Genomic DNA, 25,564 nt, shown 5'->3' on the forward strand with positions numbered 1-25,564 from the left:
ATATATTACAGAAAATATTACCTGTGGTTCTACATAAACCGACACTGACCAATATGCCCATCAAGAAATTGTCCGTTTAACGGTTAACTGTGAAAAAGAACTTTTAATTTTGATAAAAAATCACATAAACCATTTCAATAATGAAGAAAGATATCCTAAAAATTATTGTAGATTCTATGTTAGAAAAACTGGAATTCTCCTAAATCCCAACTGTCCCAAAATTCTTTCGTACAACAAACAATTTCTAAAATCATGCAAAATTAATCCATTTGAATCGTTACAAACCGCAACTCTCCATCAGGCTGTGCAACAATAAACAAGGCATTTTTACGCCCAGCTTCACGCAATTTATGCACACGTCTTTTAGCTTCATCAACTGTCGTAACTGCACTCTGATTGATATCAACAATGATTTCACCAACGCGAATACGTTTTTTGTCAGCAGCGCTATTGTTCACAATAGAGATCACAACTAACCCATTAATTTTATCAGCAATCGCATAACGCTTGCGTAAATCTTCTGTAAGCTCAGATAATGTCATACCCATAAATTGTATTGTCGCGCTTCTTGATCCAACATCACTCTTTTTATCCTCAGATTCTTCTGCTACATTTTCGCTTGCATCTATCTCAACTAAACGACCAAGCTTAACTTTTACCGTTTTTTCTTTTCCATTACGTAAAACCGTAACATCCACAACCTTTCCTGCAGGACTTTCTGCAACCAAACGAGGCAAATCACGTGCATTCTTGATCTTAAATTTTCCAAAACAAAGGATAACATCACCAACATATAACTGGCTATTATCCACTTCCTCATGTTTTATTTTACCCGCAACCAATGCTCCTACAGCGTTGGGTAATTTTAAACTTTTTGCAATCTCTTCTGTTACAGGTTGAATACGAATAGCCAACCACCCACGTCTTATTTCTCCAAAATCACGTAACTGATTGATAATAGAAAGAGCCATATCAGATGGTATCGCAAAACCAATACCTATCGATCCCCCAGAAGGAGAAATAATAGCTGTATTAATCCCAATTACCTTACCATTTCTGTCAAACAACGGTCCTCCGGAATTACCACGATTAATTGCTGCATCTGTCTGAATGAAATTGTCATAGGGACCTGCATTAAGATCACGATTGCGAGCAGAAATAATACCAACCGTAACGCTTCCACCAAAACCATAAGGATTACCAATAGCCATAACCCAATCACCAATGCGTGCTTTTTCTGAATCACCAAAACGTACAGCTGTTAATTTTTTCCCCTCTGCATTCACTTGAAGCAACGCCAAATCCGTCTTACTATCTTTTCCAAGCAGTTTGGCCTTTAATTTTGTACCATCGGTGAAATTAACTTCAATGTCATCAGCATCAACAATAACATGATAGTTAGTAACAATAAGCCCTTCTTGCGCGTCAATGACAAAACCAGATCCTAAAGAACGCACCTTCTGAAATTGACTGCTTTTCTGTCCATCCTTAGGCGTAAAAAAATCACTAAAATATTCTTGTAACAATGAATCTTTTGGAATAACAGGTGCGGAAGTATGCTCATCTTGCTCAGTACCATCAACCGTCTGTGCAGTTGAAATATTTACAACCGTTTTCAAAAGTTCAGCAGCCAAATCAGGAACAGAAAGTGGCGCCGTATCTTCTGGGAGTCCTCCCTCAGACAAACTTCCTAATCCTAACCAAAAAAAAACGACAAAAACAGCAACTTTCATGACACAATATTTCAAAATTGTACTTTTATCATTTCTATTTTCAAGATTTTTATCCATAAAATGCCTTCAACTGAATGCTACAAAAAGCATTGCAAAATCAACATTCCCCCCTTCAATAACTTTACAAAACCTTTATCAACAACAAGACAAAAACGGAGAATGTACATCACCACCTATTTTTACATGTCATTCCCTCTACAAATTTTTAATCAATACCGTCCCCCAAAAATCATTCTTTCTTTACTGTCGATGACGATGCCCCATTTCCCCATGATTTATGGTGTAAATAAAAGAAAAAATCCTCATTTGGGGAAATCATCATAGGAGTTTGCTCTAATTTTTTATACTGCTCCATAGCCAACCAAAAATCGTAAAAAGATGGATTAGTTTTCCTTGCGTTCAATAAAAGACGAATACTTTCAGCCTGACCTTCACCACGAGTGATTTCCGCATCACGCTTCGCAGCAGCAACAATTTCCTCGTATTCACGATTAGCTTCCGCTATAATACGATCTCTCTCCTGCTGCCCACGAGCGCGAATATTCTCTGCAACCGCCTCGCGCTCAGCTGCCATTTGCCTATATACATCCTCTGAAACAGCATCCGTTAAATCAGTTTTGCGAATACGCACATCAACAATGGTAATGCCCAACGACCCCGCATCCACGGAAAACTGCTTCTGCACTTCAGCCATCATCGCTCCACGTTCATCTGATAAAGCTGCTTTAAACTCTCGCTTACCATAAACAGCACGCAAAGAATCAATAAAACGTGGTGAAAGATTTTCACGTGCAGCAACCTGTGGACGCCCTGACGCAATACGCTGCAGAAACAGTTTTGGATCTGTAATACGATAAATAAAAAACGCATCCACTTCATAATAAGCGCCACCACGAACCTGTACAGATTGCGTTGGTACATCATAACGTAACAATCGATTATCAATAATAACCATCTTATCTAAAAAAGGAATTTTAAAGTAAATACCAGGATTAGACTCAACCTTAACAATTTGCCCAAAACGCTTAACAGCTATTTGTTGGCGAGGATAAACAACAAAAAAAGACATCCATAAAGCCATAAAAAAAAGAACTGTGATGCCAACAATAAACAAAAAACGAGATTGCTGCATAATCAGCGTCCTCCAGAAATACTAAAATTCATTGGTGATGAAGAAAGCGATGGTGTTACTTTTACTTTTTCTGATGAACCATTCTTTAACAACTCATTCAGGGGTAAATAAGGTATAACTGGAGAATTTACTTGATCAAAAACAAATTTACCTTGTGAAGCAAGAATACGCCCCATTGTCTCCATATACAAACGATAACGAACGGCCTCTGGTAAAATTGCGGCTTCACGAGCTATAGCTTGAAAACGTTCAGCACGTCCTACTGCCTCTTCAACCATTTGCACCTTTTCACCCTTAGCAACTTCCCGTGTACGTGAAGCCTCACCATTAGCTAAACCAATCTTATTGAAACGCACACGATTCCCCTCTTCAATCATTCGCCCACGCTCTTGCTCTGCCTGCTGAACAGAATTAAAAGCAGCAGCAACCTTAGTAGGAGGAGCAGCTTCACTTATCGACACACGACCTATTTCAACACCAAGTTGATACTTATCAACAGTTAACTGGATAATTTTTCTAACGTCAGCAGCAACTTCTTCCTTTTTGTCACGTAAAACATCATCAACTGGACGAGACCCAATTACTTCCCGCATAGCACTCTCAGCAACTTGACGAACCGTCCCTTCTTGATCATTAACATTAAACAAAAACTGACTAGGATCCGAAATCCGATAATAAACAGAAAAATTAACATTAACAATGTTTTGATCACTCGAAAGCATCAAACCCTCGCTCTGTTGTGTTTGACCAGATTGACCACCAATTGTGATTGCTTTTTCTGTTAAAGGCGCCTTCATATAGGTTTCAATAGGCCAAAAATGGAAATGCAAACCATCACCTATAATACCTGATTTAGGGACACCAAAACGTAACTCTACTGCCTGTTCATTTTGTTGAACAACATAAATAGACTGATATAGCCAAAAAAATATCGCAAACAAAAACAACAAAACAAAAAGACCATTTCCACCAAACTGCTTAAGATGGTCCTGCCCTTTACGTAAAATATCGTCAAAGTTTTGATTATTATCGCCACCGTTATTATTACCAGAACCCAAAAGATTCTTGGCGGATGCTTTTCTATCGCCACCAAGTTTATTTTTATCTCCACTCCAAGGGCCACCACCGTTTTGATTCGTCCAGGGCATTATTACCTCTTCAATTCAGAACTATTCATAAATACCAACTATCTACCTAACTTTATAAGGTGCCCTTTATTTAATTACAATGCAACTAGTAGGCTCTTTCCACTTAAAATATAAATAGCTATTTTCTCTCATATACGACAAAACGTGTCGGATAATTATCTTTATCCCCCCTTGGAATATGTTGTGTTTGCACGACAGTCCACTTTTCTTTATCAAAAACAGGAAAAAAACTATCACCTTCAATACAATCTAAAATCTCTGTAAGAAATATTTTATCAGCAATACTCAATCCTTGTTGAAAAATTTCACTTCCACCAATTATAAACACTGAATCTGCACCATTTTGAATAGCCACTTTTTCTGCAATAGAACAAGCCTGTGACAAAGAATAAGAAATGATCGCACCTTTTGCTGTAAATGCATGATTACGAGTAATTACGATATTTGTGCGACCTGTTAAAGGGTGACCAAGAGAATCCCAAGTCTTTCTCCCCATAATAACGGGCTTACCAAAAGTTAAAGATTTAAAGCGTTGTAAATCCGTTGATAATCGCCAAGGCATCATACCTTTACGACCTATAACACCATTTTTCGTAACAGCAGCAATTAAATAAACCGGAAGTGTCATACTGCTACAACCGCTTTAATATGTGGATGTGCTTCGTAATTCAGCAATTCAAAATCTTCAAACTTAAAAGAAAAAAGATCTGTTACCGCAGAATTTATTATTATCGACGGTAAAGCATTTGGCACACGAGACAATTGGCATTTAGCCTGTTCAAAATGATTAGAATAAAGGTGAGCATCACCAAGAGTATGAATAAAATCTCCCACCTTAAGTCCACTTACTTGTGCGATCATCATTGTTAACAATGCATAAGAGGCAATATTAAATGGAATACCTAAAAAAACATCTGCTGAACGCTGGTAAAGATGGCAAGACAATTTATCCTCAGAAACATAAAATTGAAAAAGACAATGACAAGGAGGTAAAGCCATTTCATCTATCAAAGCAGGGTTCCACGCCGATACAATTAAACGACGAGAATCAGGCGTGTTCCTAATCATGGACAAAAGATTACTGATCTGATCAACATGACGCCCATCCGGAGTTGGCCAAGAACGCCACTGATAACCATAAATAGGGCCTAGATCACCATTTTTATCAGCCCACTCATCCCAAATTGATACGCCATTTTTCTTTAACCAAGCAACATTTGTATCGCCTTTAATAAACCATAAAAGCTCATAAATTACTGATCGTAAATGCAATTTCTTCGTTGTCAGTAACGGAAACCCCGCCTGTAAATCAAATCGCATTTGATATCCAAAAACTGATCGTGTCCCAATACCAGTTCGATCTGTGCGATTAGTACCATTATTTAAAACATGAGATAAAAGATCGAGGTAAATTTTCATGATAGGTATTATACCCGATTCTACTGATCACCAAAAATAAGAAGATAAAAATATACAGAATGCAGTGCACATTTTCTCTTTTACCTAAACATCTTATACAAAAAATTGTGATGATACGATTAAATTTTGATGACGCAAAAGATAAAATACTGTACACAGCCTCAATGGGGATGAATACAAAGCAATCAATACATATAATACATTTAAAGGGATAACCTTATGGAGAATGAAGCAACTTTAGCACAGCATGATACAAGAAAACGCATTCTATCTATCGTATCCAGCGCATCAGGTAATCTTGTAGAGTGGTATGACTTTTACGTCTATTCCTTTACATCAATTTATTTCGCATCGCAGTTTTTTCCGTCAGATGGTGATGTTGTTGCACAGCTCTTAAAGGCTGCAGGAGTTTTTGCCATTGGTTTTTTAATGCGTCCAATCGGGGGATGGCTCTTTGGCCTAATTGCTGATCGTTATGGTCGTAAACGCTCACTTCTCATTTCTGTTTTCATGATGTGTGGTGGTTCATTTTTAATTGCCGTACTCCCTACTTACGAAACTATTGGAGTAATGGCTGCTGTTCTTTTGCTTTTACTTCGAATGCTGCAGGGACTTTCAGTCGGTGGTGAATACGGTACAACAGCAACCTATATGAGCGAAATTGCACTAAAAAATCGCCGTGGATTCTTTAGCTCCTTTCAATATACAACACTAATTGGTGGACAGCTTCTTGCTAGTCTGGTCATATCCATTTTAGCATTTTATCTCACGGAAGACCAATTGAAATCGTGGGGTTGGCGTATTCCTTTTGCCATTGGTGGATTAGGAGGAGCTGTTGCAATTTTTTTACGTAGCTCTCTCCACGAAACAACAACTAAAGAAAGTCGTTCAAATACACAAGCCGGTAGTATTAGAGAGCTTTTACGTAATCACAGAAAAGCTTTTTTTCTGGTTATTGGTTTCACAGCTGGAGGATCTCTTACATTTTATACCTATACGACTTATATGCAAAAATATCTAATCACAACTACTGGCTTTGATAAGCCAACAGCTACAACTGTTATGACAGCAGCACTCTTTATTTTTATGTTGCTACAGCCTGCATTTGGTGCTTTAGCCGATAAAATTGGAACAAAAGTTGCACTTCTCATTTGGAGTGTTCTATCCATTATTTTTACAATTCCTGGGCTTATAGTAATTGGAAATACTGACAGTACATGGGTTGCTTTTGCTGTTATTACTGGGATGCTATGCATTATGAGTTTTTATACATCAGTCTCTGGTATTGTAAAAGCAGACATGTTCCCCTCTTCTGTACGAGCAATGGGAGTTGGATTTTCTTATGCTATTGCCAATGCAATATTTGGTGGATCTGCCGAAGCTGTAGCGCTTGGACTAAAAGATCTTGGATACGGATCAACTTTCTATTTCTACATAACTGGAATGATGGTCATTGCATTTGTTTCAGCTTGCTTAATGCCAGATCCCAAAAAAACAGGTTATCTTCAAAAAGAAGATATTTAATAAGATTTTCTAAGTAGAAAAGCCTAAATTATTAGGCTTTTCTATTACGTTTATTTATAAATTAATCATCACAATTTTCATACTTAAATTCTTGGCTCTATTTTAAATATCAATACTTTTGGTGATAAATTGAAATATAAGAAGTGAGTGATATTTCACCATATTTAGCGTATTTAAAAAAAACTATATAAAGTATCTTTAATTCAAATTTTTCTAACCTTCTAAATGTTGCACAACTACAGTTTATTAAATTACGTCAAGAATGACTCCCAAAATCCTGTTTTTAATAGCTATTATTTCCAAACAATAAAATGTTTGCTTTATTTTTTTAAATAAAAAATCTTATAAGTGCTCAAAGAAAAATGAAATTCAGTATAAATAAATTTTACCTCATTTCCAAAACAAATTATATTATTCATAGTAATCTTCTATAAGCGGTCAGTGTTTTGATTTTTAATATAGGATAAATTATCAAAATTGATAAAGTTCATACACAAAATAGAAATTACAAAATTTATAAAATACCGTATCAGTCTCTTTTCTTAAACACCTTACCTAAACTTCAGTCATCTGATTAAGTTTTTGACGTAAAAGATAAAACGCTGTAAACAATCAATTAGATAACGTATGTGTGAAAAATATTGGCACAAAAGATGCTATAACCTCAAAAAAGAAAACACACATCAATTACAATGGGGGAACACGTTTATGACAAATCAAACAACTGTAGAATCGTACGACACAAAAAAGCGCATTTTATCTATCATATCCAGTGCATCAGGAAATCTTGTGGAATGGTATGATTTTTATATATATTCTTTTGCATCTATCTATTTCGCGTCACAATTCTTTCCTTCTGACGGAGACCCTGTTACCCAACTTATAAAATCTTCTGCTGTTTTTTTTATAGGTTTCCTAATGCGCCCAATCGGTGGTTGGCTTCTCGGATTTATTGCGGATCGTTACGGACGTAAACGCTCAATGCTTATATCTATTTTGATGATGTGTGGTGGATCGTTTTTAATTTCTATCCTTCCAACTTATGAAGTCTTAGGAAGAACTGCAGCAGTTCTTCTGCTTATACTTAGAATGATTCAAGGACTTTCAGCAGGTGGCGAATATGGCATAGCTGCAACCTACATAAGCGAAATATCTCTTAAAAATCACCGAGGTTTCTTTGCTTCTTTCCAATCTGCTACACTTATCGCCGGTCAGCTCCTTGCCACTCTCATTCTGTTTATTTTAGCCTCCTATCTCACAGAAAATCAATTAAGAGAATGGGGCTGGCGTATCCCTTTCGCAATCGGCGGAATTGCAGCAATCGTTGTGATTTATTTACGCAATTCGCTTCACGAAACAACTACTGAAGAAAGCCGCACTAAACAACAATCAGGAAGTCTTAAGGAACTTTTTAAAAATCATCGAAAATCTTTCTTTCTGATTGTTGTTTTTTCAGCTGGAGGATCACTCGCATTTTACACATACACTACTTATATGCAAAAATATTTGATCACAACTGCTGGATTCGATAAACATACCGCCACGACTATAATGACTGCTGCACTCTTTATCTTCATGCTATTGCAACCTGTATGTGGCATCTTGGCTGATAAAATTGGAATAAAAACTGTAATTATCATTTGGAGTATATTAGCTGCTATTTTTACATTACCCGGAATGATGTTGATTGGAAGTACCAATAACGCATGGATTTCCTTATCAGCAATTGTCGGACTGCTTTTTATTATGAGTTTTTATACATCCATCTCTGGTGTCGTAAAATCCGCGATGTTTCCTTCTTCAGTACGCGCATTAGGAGTTGGAATTTCACATGCCATTGGCAATGCACTACTTGGTGGCTCTGCTGAATACATAGCACTTGAATTAAAAGGTATCGGCCATGAATCTATTTTTTATTTTTATATAACCGGTATGATGATCATTGCATTCACTGCACTTCTTTTTGTGCCAAATATTCAAAAAAGAGGATATCTTCAAGGAGATAGTCTTCGCTAAATTTTCTATGTTAAGTGAAAAGCCCAAAATATTGGGCTTTTTATAGTCATAACATAAAATACAATTTATATTGTTTTATAATTTATCTAGTGCATTCAACTGCTTAGCTAGTAAATAATAAAAAGTCATACGGCTTTTCTTCCTATTTTCAGACATCATATCAGAAACTTTTGAAATAGCTCTTTTAATATTTTGGTCATCAGAACCTAATACATCTTGAGCCCATTTTTCAACACGCTCCAACTCTTGTGGATCTGATGTAGCAACTAACGAAGCATCCTGCTTCCTCATCACCAAAGCTAAACGATGACTAAGCCGTTCTATCGCAGCTTCATCAGGATTTGGATCATATAATTTAATATCTTCCAGCTCATTTATCATTCAACAATGTCTCCCTCTCCCAAAATTAACATCTATATTTTACAATCACATTATATTTGGTAACTAGAGGATTTAAAAAATTAACAACCCCCCCTTTTCCAAAGACTATTCTTAATCTATATTTAGGGAGTTGGCTTGCCAACTATGGTAATAAATGGACAATGAAATAAACTCATTGGACTCGGGGGCAGTACCCGGCGCCTCCACCAAAATGTAATAAACAAAGTTACATTTTGGTGGGGGCGAAATAGGATCGACAAGGGTGTAAAGATTGCTCTTTTACTCGGTATGGTACCACCGTTATCGGACTAAATTAGTAGTTGCAAATGACAACTATGCGGAAGCACGTCTCGCTGCTTAATGTGGTGCGAATGTTTCAAATTAAGTCTTAAATCGTCGCAGGTTTAAGCGGGGTTTGGAGGCACCTGGCAACAGAAGCCTTCACTTTTATAGATTGATCTTTCATAGATTATTTGTCATAAAATTTCATATTTTTCTTAGTGAATTAGATCTGACATAAAAATAACATCACTAGCTTCAAAAAGTACTTAATGCCACGATATGACTCATGTTCAATTGCTGTATAAAAAAGGAATAAACTTTGATGGTTCAAGATCAAATCCGTTACGATATTCTCGTTCAGGATGCGCTCCGTGGAGTTATCCGTAAAGTTTTACTGGAAGTTGCCAAGGCAGGACTTCCAGGTAATCATCATTTTTTTATTACTTTTTCAACAAATGCTCCTGGAATAAAAATTTCCCCACGACTTAAAAGCCGCTATCCAGAACAAATGACAATCGTATTACAACACCAGTTTAGAGACTTAAGCGTATCAGAAACTGCTTTCAAAGTAACACTCTCTTTTAAAGAAATTACAGAAAAACTGGTTATTCCTTTCACATCTATACAAGTATTTTATGACCCTGTAGCAGCATTTGAAGCAGCATTTGATCTACCTTCAAATACTCTCTCTGAAGAAAGTGAGAATTTAAAAAATACCTCTACGCCTGTTATTTTATCAGATAAAGAAAATATGTTTACAAGAGAACAAGATTCCGAAACAAATAAAGAACCTTTAAAAAATAACGTTAAGCAAGGTGCCGACGTTGTCTCCTTAGATTCATTTAGAAAAAAATAAAAAATCCCATGACAAAACCAATTAATCTTCGCCTATTTCGAAAACAAAAAAAGCGCATAGAAAATGCCATAAATGCAGAAGAGAATCGTTATCGTTTTGGACAAACAAAAACAGAGAAGCTTTTTGTTCAAAAAAAATCTCTACAAACCAGAAAATTTCTTGATCAAAATCGCTTATCTAACAGTGAAGAGGAATAAAATCAAGGAAAATGCAAACTAATGATTCTATCGATTGGTCAAAGGTAGCTTTGAAAAAAATATCCGTAAAAATCAATGGGCATTCAACGAGCATATCTTTAGAGCAGCCATTTTTAGATATTCTTAAAACCATAGCACACAAAAAAGGGCGATCTTTAACCTCCATTGTTACTGACATTGATAAAAAAAGAACCCAGCAAATAAGCCTTTCCGCCGCATTACGTGTTTATGCACTTCAAAGCATTCTTACCGAAAATCCTTGACACCACATTTTTCTTTTCTTTTTTGTAACCTTTTTCTTCTCATTTATAGTATCTTTCCTGAGAAAAATCCTTCAAATTTAATGCTAAAATAAAAAAACACTGTATATGAAGATTTAAATGAGCAATTTTTTCAACCACATGCCGCTTTTTAAAGATGAAGGTAATTTCCAGTTGCCAAATCACACTATAAAAACGAAAGAAGAAGCACAATATAATACCTGTTATTTAGAAAAACTTAATCTAGAACAACGACAAGCCGTTATGAATACAGAAGGATCTCTTCTAGTCCTTGCAGGCGCTGGTACCGGAAAAACCCGTGTTCTAACTACCCGCATTTCTCACATTTTATACTCTGGATTTGCCACACCCAAACAGATATTAGCCGTAACTTTCACAAATAAAGCAGCACATGAAATGAAAACGCGTATTGGTCAACTTATTGGAAAAACGGTTGAAGGCATGCCTTGGCTTGGAACTTTTCATTCTACTGGTGCAAAGATTTTACGCCGCCATGCAGAACTTGTCGGCTTAAAAAGCAACTTCACGATTCTCGATAGCGATGATGTTATTCGTCTCTTAAAACATCTTATCCAAGCTGAAGGACTTGATGATAAGCGTTGGCCAGCTCGTAACTTTGCAATGATGGTGAATTCTTGGAAAAATCAAGGACTCCTACCAGAGCATATTTCAGAAAGCGATGCTCACTCCTTTGGAAATGGCATGGGACGCAATCTTTATCATATCTATCAGGATCGATTAAAAAGACTCAACGCTTGTGATTTTGGTGATCTTCTTCTTCATTCTATCTATATCTTTCAATATAATCCTGACATTCTTCATGAATATCATTCAAAATTTCGCTACATTCTTGTAGATGAATATCAAGATACAAACACAGCACAATATCTTTGGCTTCGCCTTTTGGCACAAAGACCCAAGGAACAACTCGTTAATCTTTGTTGTGTTGGCGATGATGATCAATCCATTTACGGATGGCGTGGAGCAAAAATTGATAACATATTACGCTTTGAAAAAGATTTTCCCCCCGCAAAAATTATTCGTTTAGAGCGCAATTATAGATCAACATCCCACATTCTCAGAACTGCTTCTCACCTCATTTCTCACAATCAAGGAAGGCTTGGAAAAGAACTTTTTCCTGATCAAATAGATACCAAAGAAGAGAAAGTAAAAATTCATTCAGCATGGGATTCACAAGAAGAAGCTCGTGCAATTGGAGAAGAGATCGAACAGGCGCAACAAGCAGGATACTCCTTAAATAATATGGCTATATTAGTAAGAGCATCATTCCAAACACGCGAATTTGAAGAGCGATTTGCAATAATTGGCCTTAATTATCGCATCATAGGCGGTCCACGCTTTTATGAACGAATGGAAATACGTGATGCTATAGCTTACCTGCGTGTTGTTATCCAACCAGCAGATGATTTGGCTTTTGAACGTATCATCAATACACCTAAACGAGGCTTAGGAGAAGCAACTGTACGCTATCTTTACGAGAGTGCTCGTACACGCGCTATTCCTCTCTTTGCTGCTGCTGCTGAAATAATTGAAACAGATGAACTAAAACCAAAAATACGAAATGCTCTGCGAAAAGTTATTGAAAATTTCTACCGTTGGCAAAATATGCTGCAATACACATCCCATAAAGAGCTCGCTGAAATAATTCTTGATGATTCAGGATACACAACTATGTGGCTAGAAGATCGCTCCCCAGAAGCATCAACGCGACTAGAAAATCTCAAAGAAATGATCCGTTCTATGGAACAATTTGAAAATCTTCATAGCTTTTTAGAACATATCGCACTTGTTATGGATTCTGAAAATGATGAAAATATGGATGCGGTTAATATCATGACTCTGCATTCAGCTAAAGGACTTGAATTTGATACAGTTTTTCTTCCCGGTTGGGAAGAAGGCCTGTTTCCTCATCAACGCTCACTAGATGAGGGTGGCCGTTTAGGATTAGAGGAAGAGCGACGCCTAGCTTACGTAGGACTTACAAGAGCAAAAAAACATTTACATATATGGTTTGTATCCAATCGAAGAATTCACGGATTTTGGCAATCTACGATTCCATCACGTTTTCTTGATGAATTACCAAAAGAGCATATAGAAGTAGCAGAAACAGAAACATCTTACGGCAATTATGGGAAACCATGTTTTAAAAATCAGAATCCCTTTTATGATGAATATTCAACACGAAAATGGAAGCACGTACAAAAAAACATTAAAAAAGAAGATTTTTCCCAATCGATATCTGATGTACCATCAAATTTTTCAATTAACGACCGCATTTTCCATATAAAATTTGGTTACGGTCATATTTTAGCAATAGATGGCCATAAATTAACAATTCTGTTTGAAAAAGCTGGAAAAAAACGTGTCCTCGACAACTTTGTAACAAAATCTTGAAGAATATTACGAATTTTCCCTTTCAAGAAAAGATTTTATCTCGTTTTGAACACTACCTCCATTTGCTGATAAAAATCTCGATTGGCAAACTTTGTATATCAGACAATGCGTTATAAATTTTATCCAACGGCCAATTCCACCAAGCCATATCCAAAAGTATCTGAATGACATTATCCGAAAAACGCATCCGCAGCAATTTTGCAGGAACACCCGCAACAATCGCATAAGGCTCAACATCCTTCGTTATAACGGCGTTAGCACCAATAATTGCACCATGTCCAATTTTGATTCCAGGTAGAACAACCGCACCACGTCCAATCCATACATCATGTCCAACAACAACACGATTCGCACATCGATCTTCCCGAAAAGAATGATCTAATTCTATATAGCGAAAATATTCATTAGGACGATATGTAACTTTATGCGTTGAAAGTCTCTCTACAGGATGCCTGAGTGCATTCAAGCATACATAGGATGCAATGGAACAAAAACGGCCAATATCACTGTAAATCGCTTCACTATTACGCTCAAAATAGGAAAAATCTCCAACAGTTACATCACGTAAAATAACCCGCTCATTTACTTTTACATAACGCCCTAACTTACAACCATGCAACCGCGCCGTCGTATTAATACTGGGTTCACTATCACGAAATCGAAGATCTTTCACAGTATTCATTTATCTCTACCAACTATTTTCAGCAATAATCAGAAGGAAAAATACAAACTAAATCAATAAAATCAACCCTGAAACAGAGATTGCAAAATCAATTCACAAATGCTATGATTTTGCTATATTTCGAGGAGTAAAATTATGAAAAACGTGGTGCGCATCCTAGGGCTGGCAATAGTATTCGTTGCCGGTGTCTTTGTTTATGATACATTAAGAAATAAACCTCTAGGTGACAATTTTACGCTGATCGATTCCAATGGAAACACTGTTACTGAGGCCAATCTTCGAAGTCAACCTTCAGCGGTTTTCTTTGGTTTTACCATGTGCCCAGAAAGCTGTCCTACAACGCTGACCAATCTTGATCGTTGGCTTACAGAACTTGGATCTGATGCCGATAAGTTAGGAGCATGGTTTATCACTGTTGATCCTGAGCGCGATACACCAGAAGTGCTACACGATTACCTTAGCAATTTTAACAAAAACATTGTTGGTATTAGTGGAGATCCCGAAAAAGTTCATAAAATGGTGTCTTCCTTTGACATCATTGCTGAAAAGGTTCCTGGAACTGGCGATAACTACACCTATAATCATACAGCCGCGATCTTTTTACTAAAAAAAGGTGGAAAATTAGCGGACGTCATCCCATACGAAATCGAAGATGGTGACAGTGGATTAAAGGATGAAATTGCTATCGAGAAACTAAAAAAGCTCATCTCAAACTAAATTTAAGCGCTTCTTAAAGAAAGGACAGCGTGTCACAGCAAGTTCGTTTATATTATACTGTTTGCAAAAGTGAAGCAGAGCGCCTTTATGCGCTTATGGAATTAGCTTTCGAAGAAGAGGGATATCCTCTTGCTATTACAGAAGTAGATGAAAAAAATGCCATATATGAGCTTTCACTGTATGTAGATAGCAAAAACCAAGAAAGTTCTTCTAGATACTTTGCCTATGTTCTTGCAGTAAATTCTGATAAAATTGGCGTAGAAATTCTACCTGATATTGATTGGGTTAAACGGAGTCTTGAAGGTTTAAAACCTGTACGTTGTGGCGCTTTTTTTCTTCATGGAAACCACAATAAAGATGATATTCCACCTGATGTTTTACCAATAGAGATTGAGGCTAGTCAAGCTTTTGGAACAGGACATCATGGAACAACATCTGGCTGTTTAGAAATGATAACAAAAGTAATGCAAAGTGAAAATCCACAAAATGCCCTTGATCTTGGAACAGGCAGTGGAGTATTAGCCATTGGTATAGCAATGCTCAAACCTATTTCTGTATTGGCATCCGATATTGATCCAATTGCTATTCAAGTTGCGCAACATAACATACAGCTCAATGGTATGAAAAAATATATCACAGCTGTTACTGCAACAAGTTTTGACAATGACAAAATTATATCATGCTCGCCTTTTGATCTCATTGTTGCCAATATTCTTGCCAATCCTCTTATTGAACTTGCACAAGAAATGATACAAATGCTTCAAAAAGGGGGATCACTTATACTGTCTGGAATTCTTGAAGAACAGCATGCCCATGTTCTAGAAACTTATGTAAAACAAGGTCTAAAACATATTGAAACATACTACCGTCAAGGATGGGCTGTTATACATCTGAAATAAAAAGGACGTTTTGTTTTATGTACCAATCTTTTGAAGCGATAGTAAGCCCATCTTGTGCTGAAAAACGCATTGTTTCTCTTCGTAAAGAACTGGTTCGACTTGAACTAGATGGTTTTCTTGTTCCACACACTGACGAACATCAAGGAGAATACGTCCCACCACACGCTCAACGGCTAAGTTGGCTAACAGGATTTACCGGATCATCTGGTATTGCATTAATTTTAAAAAAGCAGGCTATCATATTCACAGATGGACGCTACAAACTTCAAGTTCGCCAACAAACTGACCCACATATTTTTGATTACGAAGATTTAGCAATATGCTCACCAGCGCAATGGCTCGAGCAAAATGCACAAAATCTTTCAATTGGCTTTGATCCATGGCTTCACACCATCTGTGCTACAAATACATTAAAAAAAGCATTAGAATTGAATGCAGGTGGCAAATTTGTAGAAACCCAACCTAATCCTATTGATTTGATCTGGCATGATCAACCAAAATCACCGCAATCTTCCTTATCACTTCACCCTTTTAAATATACTGGACGTAAAACAGATGAAAAGCTCACATTAATTTATGAGAACATACAGAAAGCCAATGCAGACGCTTTTATTTTTACAGACCCTTCTTCTATTGCATGGATATTTAATATACGTGGAAACGATATTCCTAACACGCCTCTTACCCTTTGTTTTTCTCTTATTACAATTAAAGAAAAACCAATTTTGTTTATCAACAGCAAAAAACTTGGAATAGAACAAAAACAATATCTGAAACAATATGCACAACTATATGAACCAGAACAACTAATTCCAAAAATCAAAGAATATGTTCACAAAAAAATGATATTCGCTCTAGACCCATGGCTAACATGCGAAAAATTGCGCACAGTTATTGAAAAAGAAGGGCATGCTTTTATTCCCCTCACCGATCCTGCTGCCTTGCCACGTGCCATTAAAAATGACACCGAATTAAATGGTGCACGCAATGCACATTTATGTGATGGTGTGGCGCTTATTCGTTTTTTCTCATGGCTGGACAAACAAATACCTAGCACAATAAGTGAAATCGTTGCTGCTCAAAAACTAGAAGAGTATCGAATAACAACCGCAAAAGAAATGGGCAAAAAACTTGAAAGTCTATCGTTTGATACAATCTCAGCAACAGGTGCAAATGGTGCAATTGTTCATTATCGAGTAACAACAAACACCAACAAATTTCTAAAAAACGGTGAGCTATATCTTGTTGATTCAGGAGGACAATATCGTGATGGTACTACAGATATCACACGTACAATAGCCATTGGAGATATCGGAGAAGAAGAAAAACGCTGTTTTACTCTTGTCCTCAAAGGCATGATTGCTCTCTCAACTGCAAAATTTCCAAAGGGAACACGTGGACAAGACATTGATGTTTTGGCACGCATCGCATTATGGAAATCTGGTTTTGATTATGCCCACGGCACTGGTCATGGAGTTGGATCCTATCTCTCTGTTCATGAAGGCCCCCAAAATCTTTCGCGTCATGGAAGTCAAGAGCTAATCCCTGGAATGATTATCTCCAATGAGCCAGGATATTACCGTGAAAATGCTTTCGGCATTCGTATTGAAAATTTGATGATTGTAAAAACAGCACAAAAAATTACTGGTGGAGATATCGAAATGCTATCATTTGAAACACTTACAAATTGTCCTATTGATAAACGGTTAATCCTCACAAATCTTTTGACACCGCAGGAGAGACAATGGCTCAATGATTATCACTCTCACGTTTATCAAATCAACAAGCCTTACTTGAATGAGGAAGATAAAAAATGGGCAAAAAAAGCTACACTACCTCTTTAAATAAGCTAAAAAATATCATATCTTCTTTCTTATTCTACAATGATACCGCTATTTTTATTCTTGAGAAAAAATTCACACTTTCCATAAAAACATGAAAAGATATTTTTTATACAAATAGCTTTTTATAAGACATTATAAAATAACTTACAAAATAAAACACACTGTAGCAATTTTAAAAAATTCAGACACGATGTCCTTTAACCAACTGCAACCAAGTTTCTTCATCCATAACCTCAACACCTAATTCTTTTGCTTTAGCCAATTTCGATCCTGCTCCAACTCCTGCAACAAGAAGATCCGTCTTTTTAGAAATAGAACTAGATGTTTTAGCACCTAATCGTTCTGCTAATGCTTTTGCTTCATCACGTGACATATGCACCAAAGTTCCTGTAAAAACAATTATTTTTCCTGCTATCGATGAGGAGCCTATTACCACCGTTTCTTCGTGAAGAGGCGTTACTTCCTTAAGCAAAGCAGATAAAATCTCACGATTATGGATCTCTTGATAAAAATCAACAATTGCCCTACCAACACGAAAGCCAATCCCTTCAATGCTAGTAAGTTCCATCCAAGCTTCATTACCTTCCTGCTTCATCTCATCATACGGCATAACAGCCTCTATTGCTACTTTTTCAAAAATAGTATAGCTCTGATAAACACGTGCAAGACGTCGTGCATTAACTTCCCCGACATGACGAATTCCTAATGCAAATAAAAAACGACTTAAAGGAATTTTTCTACGATCATTAATCGCGTCATAAAGCTTACGAACAGAAACAACACCAAAACCTTCCATATTTTCTAAACGCGTCAAAGATTTTTCTTGACGCCGTTGTAACGTGAAAATATCAGCTGGTGTGCGAATACAAAGCGCCTTGTCCTGAACATGAAAAAAGAACTCAACCTGCTTTTTCCCAAAACCATCAATATCAAAAGCATCCCTTGAAACAAAATGGCGAATACGTTCAATCGCTTGTGCTTGACAAATAAGCCCACCTGTACATCGACGCACAGACTCTCCTACTTCACGAACAGCATGGCTCCCACAAATTGGACATAAATGAGGAAAAACAAAAGCATCTGCTTTTTTAGAACGTTTTTCAATAATAACATCAACAATCTGAGGTATCACATCACCAGAACGTTGCACAATAACTGTATCTCCAACTCGAATATCACGCCCTTCACGAATAGCCTCACCTTTATGGCCAACCCCCTTAATATAGTCTTCATTATGCAAACTGGCATTCGTAATTACCACCCCTCCTACAGTAACAGGAGAAAGGCGTGCAACAGGAGTTAATGCTCCAGTTCTACCCACTTGAATGTCAATTCCTTCTAGAACTGCTACAGCTCTTTCTGCTGGAAATTTATGAGCAACTGCCCAACGTGGCGCACGAGAAACGAACCCTAAACGTGTTTGTAATGCCAAGTCATTAACTTTATAAACAACTCCATCAATATCATAGCTTAAAGAATGACGACACTTTTCAACATCATGATAATATGAAATAATTTCATCTAATGTTTTAAAAACTTTTGTTAATGAGTTGATAATAAATCCATATTCTTTTAATTTTTCCATCATTTCCATTTGGCTTTTTGCGAGAATTTCACTTACTTCACCCCAAGCATAAGCAAAAAATTTAAGTTTTCTATTGGCAGTTATTCGTGAATCAAGCTGACGTAAAGAACCAGCTGCAGCATTCCTAGGATTAGCAAAAGCTAATTTTCCTTCTTCTAGCTGACTCATATTAAGTACCTGAAAATCCTCTTTCGCCATATAAACTTCACCACGCACCTCAATGATATCAGGAAATTTACCATGCAAAATTTGTGGAATATCTGAAATTGTTCGCGCATTCGCTGTGACATTTTCGCCAACAACCCCATCACCACGCGTTACAGCACGCACAAGCCTCCCTTTCTCATAGCGCAAAGATAGAGATAAACCATCAATCTTTGGTTCAGCCGTAATTTCGAATATCTGTGTTTTTGAAAATCGTAAAAAACGACGAACGCGCTCAATAAATTCATGAACATCTTCAGGACTGAATACGTTATCAAGAGAAAGCATAATCTGTGCATGCACAGATTTCTCAAATTTTTCAGAAACTGGTGCACCAATCCTATATGATGGAGAATCTGGTCGAATTAACTCAGGAAATAGAGCTTCAATATACGAATTGCGACGACGAAGAGCATCATATTGTGCATCAGAAATTTCAGGCTGATCATTATTATTATAAAGAACATCATGACGCGCAATTTCTTTTGCCAACCACTCCAACTCTTTTTCTGCTTCTGAAACAGTTAATTTTTTTACAACATCCTTATCCATAAGCACAATTTAAAATCATAAATAATATAACCATACGACTCTTAACTCCTATTACTCTTTAAAAAATTAAAATACGCATATGTCATCTGTACTTGCCCTGTTTATTAATTTATATCTGTGCCAAAAGCTTTTTAGCCGCCGCCCGCGCCTCTTTAGTAATATGTTCTCCCGCCAGCATACGCGCAATTTCCTCCTCACGTTCGTTTTCTGTCATTTTATGAACAGCGGTAACAAAATGCCCCTTATCACCACTTTCAATTTTTGAAATAAGAAAATGACTGTGCGCTTTAGATGCAACCTGCGGAGCATGTGTAATAGCAAGAACCTGAATGCCTTCTGATAAACGCTTCAATCTCTGTCCAATAGCAGCAGCAACAGCCCCACCAACACCCGTATCAACTTCATCAAAAATTAGCGTGGGAGCCGACCCACGATCTGATAAAACAACCTTTAACGCTAATAAAAAACGAGATAACTCACCACCAGATGCAACACTGAGCATCGGCCCAGCTCGTGTCCCAGGATTTGTTCGAACCCAATATTCAATACGATCTATACCCTCTGCGCTGCGTTTTTCAGAATCACTTTGTATCTCAACAATAAATTCTGCTTTCTCCAGCTTCAATGCAGGCAACTCAAGCATAATTTTTTCAGATAGGTGATTAGCAGCTTCCCTACGCTTTATTGATAATTCTCGTGCAAGTATATCATATTTTTTTTGTGCATCTTGTGCCTCATTTTCAATGCACGTCAATACTATCTTAGCTTCTTCAAAATCAGCAAGTTCAGTATTCATTTTATTGCGCAACGTAAATAGGTCATCCGAAGACACATGATATTTACGAGCAACTCCTCGAAGAGCAAAAAGACGTTCTTCTATCTGTTCTAATTCACCAGTATCAAAATCCAATGCCTGCATTGCCACTTCAATACCTTCTTGTGCAGCAGCAAGCGCACACAATGCATCATCAATGGATTTCACAACAGGTGTAATCAAAGATTGCGACTCAGGAATTTTTCGTTCTAAACGTCTTACTAAATTAGAAAGAATGGGAATTGGAGATTTTGAACCACTCAAAAGATCATCAGCATCCTTAATGTCCGTCGCTATTTTTTCTAACCTAAGCATATCTGCACGACGAAGAGATAAGGCCTCTTCTTCACCAACTTGAAAATCAAACTTGTCGAGTTCTTCTACACATGCACGAAGATAGTCAATCTCACACACAGCATTCGCTACTTTGATACGCTGTTGTTGCAAACGTTCTTCAATGGACTGCCACAACTGATAACATCGGCGCAACTCTTCTGTTTCATTCTCAAGACCACCAAAAGCATCTAATAACTGCCGATGAGTAGAAACATCAATTAACGCACGATCATCATGCTGCCCGTGAATTTCGACCAACAAACGACCAATTTCACGCATAAATGCAACACTGCTAACCCTATCATTAACGAAAACACGGCTACGACCATCGCTTGATTGTACACGTCGTAAAATAATATCCCCTTCATCACAAAAATCATTCTCACGAATAATCTTACGCACAGGATGCGATATAGGAACATCAAAAACAGCTATTACCTGCCCCTGCACAGCACCATGGCGAACAAGAGAAGCATCACCACGCCCACCAAGAGCCAACGATAAGGCTTCAAGTAAAATAGACTTACCAGCACCCGTCTCTCCTGTTAAAACAGATAAACCCTCTGTAAAATAAATATCAAGCGTTTCGATCAAAACAATGTCGCGGATCAAAAGCTGTACCAGCATATAAAATCAACGTTCCTTATTCTTATTATCACCCATAGTCCGCGAAATCCAAGAAGATTCATGATCTTGTGGTAATATACCACTCTTCTTTAACAAATTATAAGATAATTTGTACCACTCACTTTTTGGATAATAACGTCCCAAAATAGCCGCCGCCGTCTGTGCTTCTGAAACTAAACCAAGAGCAAGATTAACTTCCGTTAAACGAAAAAATGCCTCTTCAACCTGCTTTGTATCTGAGTACTCTTCAATAACCGTACGAAACCTTCTACTAGCTGCAAGATAACGCCGTTCATTTTCATAATAACGGCCAACTTGCATCTCATGACCGGCAAGCTGTTCACGCCCAAAACGTATCTTAGCCTTAGCATCCTCAGTATACTTAGAATTTGGATAACGTTCTATCAAAATCTGCATCGCAGCAATAGCACGTTTAGTCTCTTTCTGATCACGCGTAACATCAAGAATTTGTCTAAAAGAAGAAAGGCCAATTATATAATAAGCGTAAGCTGAATCTTCCGACTGCGGATAAAGAGTAATATAGCGCCGAGCCATGCTAATCGCATCATCATACTGAGCAAGCTGATAGTTTGTAAAAGCACCCATAACGAGAGACTTACGACCCCAGTCAGTGTAAACATACTGTTTTTCAATCGCAAGAAACTTTTTAGAAGCTTCCTTGAAGCGCCCATTATTTAGATTAGCGACCGCTTGACTATACAAAACATCCGGAGGATCTATTTTCAAAACATATGCTGACGAATTAAAGGTATGTTTATCTTCAAACAAACAACCCGCTAATAAGAAAGAACTTCCCAAAAAAATCCCACTTAACACTCTTCGTACAATGTCAAATTTCCTATATGCTATACCTTCAATATGTGCGTGAGATACTACCATAGTTTCTTAACCTCCAAAGAACACCACCCTAAGCAATGAAGGCGTTCATCAAAAACCCATACCAAATCATCCCAAAATCAACCAAGCAAGCTACAAATCCAAATTACCCACTCTCCCTGTATTAAGGGGATAAGCTTCAATATTTTTTTTTCAACTTTTCTTTTTATTTATCTACAAATAACTTTCTTCATAATGCGACCTATTTGCCAAAACGGCTTTAACTAATTGTGAATTAACCTTATGCCCACTGCAATATGAACGAAACAATCCAATAAAAGGCGCACCAAGTAAAGCAGTATCTCCAATTGCATCGAGCATTTTATGTCTAACATATTCATCATTCCAATAAGGGCCACATGGATTCATGACTTTATCGTTAAGATCAATAATAAGAGAATTTTCTAAAGAAGCGCCCAAACCTTTTCCTGAAGCCCATAATTTTTCAACATCTCTAACAAAACCAAAAGTGCGCGCACGCGATAAATCATCTCGGAATTTTTCTGTGGTAAGATCAAAACTTAAATGCTGTTTACCAATAGCAGCAGAGGAAAAAGAAATTGTTACATCAAACCTACACCCATCAAACGGTACAAACTCCGCAACACTATCACCTATCTCAACCCGCAATGGCTTTTTTATGATTAAATAGGAACGCAGCACATCCTGTTGCACAATCCCAACCTCTTCAAAACCTTGACAATATTGCCATGAAGAACCATCCAAAATAGGTATTTCATTATTTGTTACTTCAATAACTAAATTATCTAGATTATAAGCAGCAATTGCAGCCATTAAATGCTCAATTGTTTCTACTCTTACATCCCCGTGCCCAAGCACCGTCGATAGTTCGGTTGTTCCTATCTGCGATGCATGTGCTTGAAATACTTGTTCTACCCCATTCACTCCACAACGTTTAAAAATAATACCGGACCCAGTGTCAGCTGGACAAACTTTTACCACAGACAAACATCCACTATGAATACCGTGACCCTCAAATATCACTTCCTTTTTAAGAGTAGACTGATATTTTTGCATCAAATTCATAATGTCACTTCACTGATCTTTATACCTTTTAAAAATACTTAAAAGAACTTAAAAATCATATCAACAGCAAACAACAGATCCATTTATAGCAATGGATTTTTTTACAAAAAATACAAAAACTCTTCCAAATCATGAAAAAAGCATAAAACTTTTCCTCTTTAAATTCTCACTCAATTAACATTAATGTGCCTGACGACGCAAAAATGCTGGTATTTCTAGCTGATCTTCTTCACTTATAAAAGTACGCTGATCTTGGGGAACACGCGGATGCAATTCACCAGAACGACGAGGAACATAAACAGAAGAATCTTGAGAATTTTTATTATAAACGTGAGTATCTTGTGAATGAGAAGATCTCACAGCGGGCTCTAACCGAGCTTCTGGTTCTTCTTCACGAGATATTAGGCTATGTTTTAAACGCTGCCAAAGGTTGCGAGGACCTTGATTAGCAGCAAAAGATCTCTCACTTTGATTGCGCGCAATAGAAGGAAAATCCTTTAACTCCGGCATACGCATTGGCTCTGAACGAAGTTGCATCTGCTGCACTTGCCGCTCCTTTTGCTTCACAATTCCTGTCATCTCATCGAGAATATGCGACGTTTCCTCCATACTCACTGCTGCAGCCATAGATCCACGACCAACCTGCATACGTGATGTATGCAATGTCTGTCCATATGCAGCATTAGACCCACAAGAAGAAGCTGCAGTATTCATACTACGTGCAGGAGTCACATCTGCAGGTTGTGCAAAAATTTGACTTTTGGGACGAAATTGTGATTCAGGCGATTTTTCCATCTCCATCTCAAGCGCTTCTACTACCTCTACCATTGTTTCAGACCGCGATGAGGTAGGATGAGAATGAAAAGAAGATGACTGCACCCCGAGATCGCTCTTCCGAATAGGAGAAGCAGGTCTCTGCAATTTAGGATGAGAAGGCTGAACCACCTCACTAGTTTCTCTATCAATCCCAGTTGCAACAACAGATACACGAATAGTTCCCTCCAATGACTCATCATCGATAGCACCAAAAATAACATTTGCATCAGCATCAACTTCTTCACGAATACGATTAGCAGCTTCATCTACCTCGAACAAAGTCATATCACGACCCCCAGTAATAGAAATTAATAAACCTCTAGCACCACGCATAGAGGTATCATCCAATAATGGATTCGCAATAGCTGCTTCAGCAGCAGATAAAGCACGCCCCTCCCCAGAGGCCTCACCAGTTCCCATCATTGCACGACCCATTTCGTGCATAACAGAACGAACATCAGCAAAATCAAGATTAATCAAACCTTCTTTAATCATCAAATCTGTAATAGAAGCAACGCCAGAATAAAGCACCTGATCTGCCATTGCGAAAGCATCGGCAAACGTTGTTTTTTCATCTGCAATACGGAAAAGATTCTGATTTGGAATAACAATTAAGGTATCAACTGCCTTTTGTAACTCTTCAATTCCATTCTCTGCTGTCTTCATACGACGGGCACCTTCAAACTGAAATGGCTTTGTCACAACACCAACAGTTAAAATACCTTTTTCACGTGCAGCACGAGCGACAACAGGAGCTGCCCCAGTTCCAGTCCCTCCCCCCATACCTGCGGTAATAAAAACCATATGAGAATCTGCAAGATGATCAATAATTTCATCAATACATTCATCCGCAGCAGCTTGCCCAACTTCTGGCAAAGCACCCGCACCCAAACCTTCTGTAACTGCCGCACCAAGCTGAATCACACGCTCAGCCTTAGACATAGCCAAAGCTTGTGCGTCCGTATTGGCAACAACAAAGTCAACTCCCTGAAGACCAGCATTAATCATATTATTCACGGCATTACCACCACCACCGCCAACCCCAAAAACGGTAATGCGTGGCTTCAATTCCGCGATATCCGGCCGATGCAGATTAATCGTCATTTTTCTTTCCTTCTCATTAAGACATCGCAAGCCAAAGCGATGAAAATTAACTTTAT

At 37.6% G+C, this 25,564-nt stretch carries 21 protein-coding genes and 1 other RNA gene; 10 read left to right on the forward strand and 12 right to left on the reverse strand.

Annotation, left to right across the window (positions count from 1 at the left end):
• Nucleotides 1-260: 260 nt before the first annotated feature.
• The 5 genes from V4P54_RS03445 to V4P54_RS03465 form a co-directional block, all read right to left on the reverse strand.
• Entirely contained in the window at nucleotides 261-1,790 is a 1,530-nt protein-coding gene (locus V4P54_RS03445) for a Do family serine endopeptidase (protein WP_455476665.1), read from the reverse strand.
• A 172-nt stretch (nucleotides 1,791-1,962) separates the two neighbouring features.
• Nucleotides 1,963-2,865, reverse strand: coding sequence for a protease modulator HflC (gene hflC, locus V4P54_RS03450; protein WP_455476666.1), 903 nt, complete (start codon nucleotides 2,863-2,865; stop codon nucleotides 1,963-1,965).
• A 2-nt stretch (nucleotides 2,866-2,867) separates the two neighbouring features.
• The gene (hflK, locus tag V4P54_RS03455) at nucleotides 2,868-4,013 is read right to left on the reverse strand and encodes an FtsH protease activity modulator HflK (protein WP_455476667.1); all 1,146 of its coding nucleotides are present in this window, start codon (nucleotides 4,011-4,013) and stop codon (nucleotides 2,868-2,870) included.
• Nucleotides 4,014-4,131: 118 nt separating this feature from the next.
• Nucleotides 4,132-4,641 (reverse strand): dihydrofolate reductase, encoded by a 510-nt coding sequence (locus V4P54_RS03460; RefSeq protein WP_455476668.1) that lies wholly within the window; start codon nucleotides 4,639-4,641, stop codon nucleotides 4,132-4,134.
• Complete coding sequence (locus tag V4P54_RS03465; protein WP_455476669.1) at nucleotides 4,638-5,432, reverse strand: thymidylate synthase; 795 nt, start codon at nucleotides 5,430-5,432, stop codon at nucleotides 4,638-4,640. Before V4P54_RS03465 ends, V4P54_RS03460 begins: the two co-directional genes overlap by 4 nt.
• Nucleotides 5,433-5,651: 219 nt before the next feature.
• Here V4P54_RS03465 and V4P54_RS03470 point away from each other — a divergent pair, with 219 nt between their 5' ends.
• A complete protein-coding gene (locus V4P54_RS03470; RefSeq protein WP_455476670.1) occupies nucleotides 5,652-6,956 on the forward strand; it encodes an MFS family transporter in 1,305 nt (434 codons plus the stop codon).
• Between the two features lie 708 nt (nucleotides 6,957-7,664).
• Nucleotides 7,665-8,972: an MFS family transporter gene (locus V4P54_RS03475; RefSeq protein WP_455476671.1), complete on the forward strand. Its 1,308-nt coding sequence runs from the start codon at nucleotides 7,665-7,667 to the stop codon at nucleotides 8,970-8,972.
• 75 nt (nucleotides 8,973-9,047) lie between these two features.
• Here V4P54_RS03475 and V4P54_RS03480 read toward each other — a convergent pair whose 3' ends face one another.
• A complete protein-coding gene (locus V4P54_RS03480; protein WP_455476672.1) occupies nucleotides 9,048-9,353 on the reverse strand; it encodes a DUF2853 family protein in 306 nt (101 codons plus the stop codon).
• Between the two features lie 90 nt (nucleotides 9,354-9,443).
• Between V4P54_RS03480 and ssrA the strand changes: the two genes are divergently transcribed.
• From ssrA to V4P54_RS03505, 5 genes are all read left to right on the forward strand, one after another.
• Nucleotides 9,444-9,799: a transfer-messenger RNA gene (gene ssrA, locus V4P54_RS03485) on the forward strand.
• Between the two features lie 158 nt (nucleotides 9,800-9,957).
• Nucleotides 9,958-10,491 (forward strand): SspB family protein, encoded by a 534-nt coding sequence (locus V4P54_RS03490; RefSeq protein ID WP_455476673.1) that lies wholly within the window; start codon nucleotides 9,958-9,960, stop codon nucleotides 10,489-10,491.
• Nucleotides 10,492-10,499: 8 nt separating this feature from the next.
• Nucleotides 10,500-10,688: a DUF4169 family protein gene (locus V4P54_RS03495; RefSeq protein ID WP_455476674.1), complete on the forward strand. Its 189-nt coding sequence runs from the start codon at nucleotides 10,500-10,502 to the stop codon at nucleotides 10,686-10,688.
• A gap of 11 nt (nucleotides 10,689-10,699) precedes the next feature.
• Nucleotides 10,700-10,951, forward strand: coding sequence for a ribbon-helix-helix domain-containing protein (locus V4P54_RS03500; protein WP_455476675.1), 252 nt, complete (start codon nucleotides 10,700-10,702; stop codon nucleotides 10,949-10,951).
• Nucleotides 10,952-11,068: 117 nt separating this feature from the next.
• Nucleotides 11,069-13,384, forward strand: a complete 2,316-nt coding sequence (locus V4P54_RS03505; protein ID WP_455476676.1) for an ATP-dependent helicase — start codon at nucleotides 11,069-11,071, stop codon at nucleotides 13,382-13,384.
• 52 nt (nucleotides 13,385-13,436) lie between these two features.
• Here the strand turns inward: V4P54_RS03505 and V4P54_RS03510 are convergent, their stop codons facing one another.
• Complete coding sequence (locus V4P54_RS03510) at nucleotides 13,437-14,066, reverse strand: DapH/DapD/GlmU-related protein (RefSeq protein WP_455476677.1); 630 nt, start codon at nucleotides 14,064-14,066, stop codon at nucleotides 13,437-13,439.
• A 135-nt stretch (nucleotides 14,067-14,201) separates the two neighbouring features.
• Between V4P54_RS03510 and V4P54_RS03515 the strand changes: the two genes are divergently transcribed.
• The 3 genes from V4P54_RS03515 to V4P54_RS03525 are packed head-to-tail and all read left to right on the forward strand — an operon-like array spanning nucleotide 14,202 to nucleotide 17,526.
• Entirely contained in the window at nucleotides 14,202-14,783 is a 582-nt protein-coding gene (locus V4P54_RS03515; RefSeq protein ID WP_455476678.1) for an SCO family protein, read from the forward strand.
• Between the two features lie 29 nt (nucleotides 14,784-14,812).
• Nucleotides 14,813-15,682 carry a 50S ribosomal protein L11 methyltransferase gene (locus tag V4P54_RS03520; protein ID WP_455476679.1) on the forward strand — a complete coding sequence of 290 codons (870 nt, stop codon included), beginning with the start codon at nucleotides 14,813-14,815 and terminating at the stop codon, nucleotides 15,680-15,682.
• A 17-nt stretch (nucleotides 15,683-15,699) separates the two neighbouring features.
• Complete coding sequence (locus V4P54_RS03525) at nucleotides 15,700-17,526, forward strand: aminopeptidase P family protein (RefSeq protein ID WP_455476680.1); 1,827 nt, start codon at nucleotides 15,700-15,702, stop codon at nucleotides 17,524-17,526.
• A 181-nt stretch (nucleotides 17,527-17,707) separates the two neighbouring features.
• Here the strand turns inward: V4P54_RS03525 and ligA are convergent, their stop codons facing one another.
• From ligA to ftsZ, 5 genes are all read right to left on the reverse strand, one after another.
• Nucleotides 17,708-19,867, reverse strand: a complete 2,160-nt coding sequence (gene ligA / locus V4P54_RS03530; protein ID WP_455477678.1) for an NAD-dependent DNA ligase LigA — start codon at nucleotides 19,865-19,867, stop codon at nucleotides 17,708-17,710.
• Between the two features lie 109 nt (nucleotides 19,868-19,976).
• Nucleotides 19,977-21,644 carry a DNA repair protein RecN gene (recN, locus tag V4P54_RS03535; protein WP_455476681.1) on the reverse strand — a complete coding sequence of 556 codons (1,668 nt, stop codon included), beginning with the start codon at nucleotides 21,642-21,644 and terminating at the stop codon, nucleotides 19,977-19,979.
• Between the two features lie 6 nt (nucleotides 21,645-21,650).
• Nucleotides 21,651-22,544 (reverse strand): outer membrane protein assembly factor BamD, encoded by an 894-nt coding sequence (locus tag V4P54_RS03540; RefSeq protein ID WP_455476682.1) that lies wholly within the window; start codon nucleotides 22,542-22,544, stop codon nucleotides 21,651-21,653.
• A gap of 171 nt (nucleotides 22,545-22,715) precedes the next feature.
• Entirely contained in the window at nucleotides 22,716-23,588 is an 873-nt protein-coding gene (lpxC, locus tag V4P54_RS03545) for a UDP-3-O-acyl-N-acetylglucosamine deacetylase (protein ID WP_455476683.1), read from the reverse strand.
• A gap of 180 nt (nucleotides 23,589-23,768) precedes the next feature.
• Nucleotides 23,769-25,508 carry a cell division protein FtsZ gene (gene ftsZ, locus V4P54_RS03550; RefSeq protein ID WP_455476684.1) on the reverse strand — a complete coding sequence of 580 codons (1,740 nt, stop codon included), beginning with the start codon at nucleotides 25,506-25,508 and terminating at the stop codon, nucleotides 23,769-23,771.
• Nucleotides 25,509-25,564: the final 56 nt, after the last annotated feature.

Source organism: Bartonella sp. B41, from assembly GCF_053795765.1.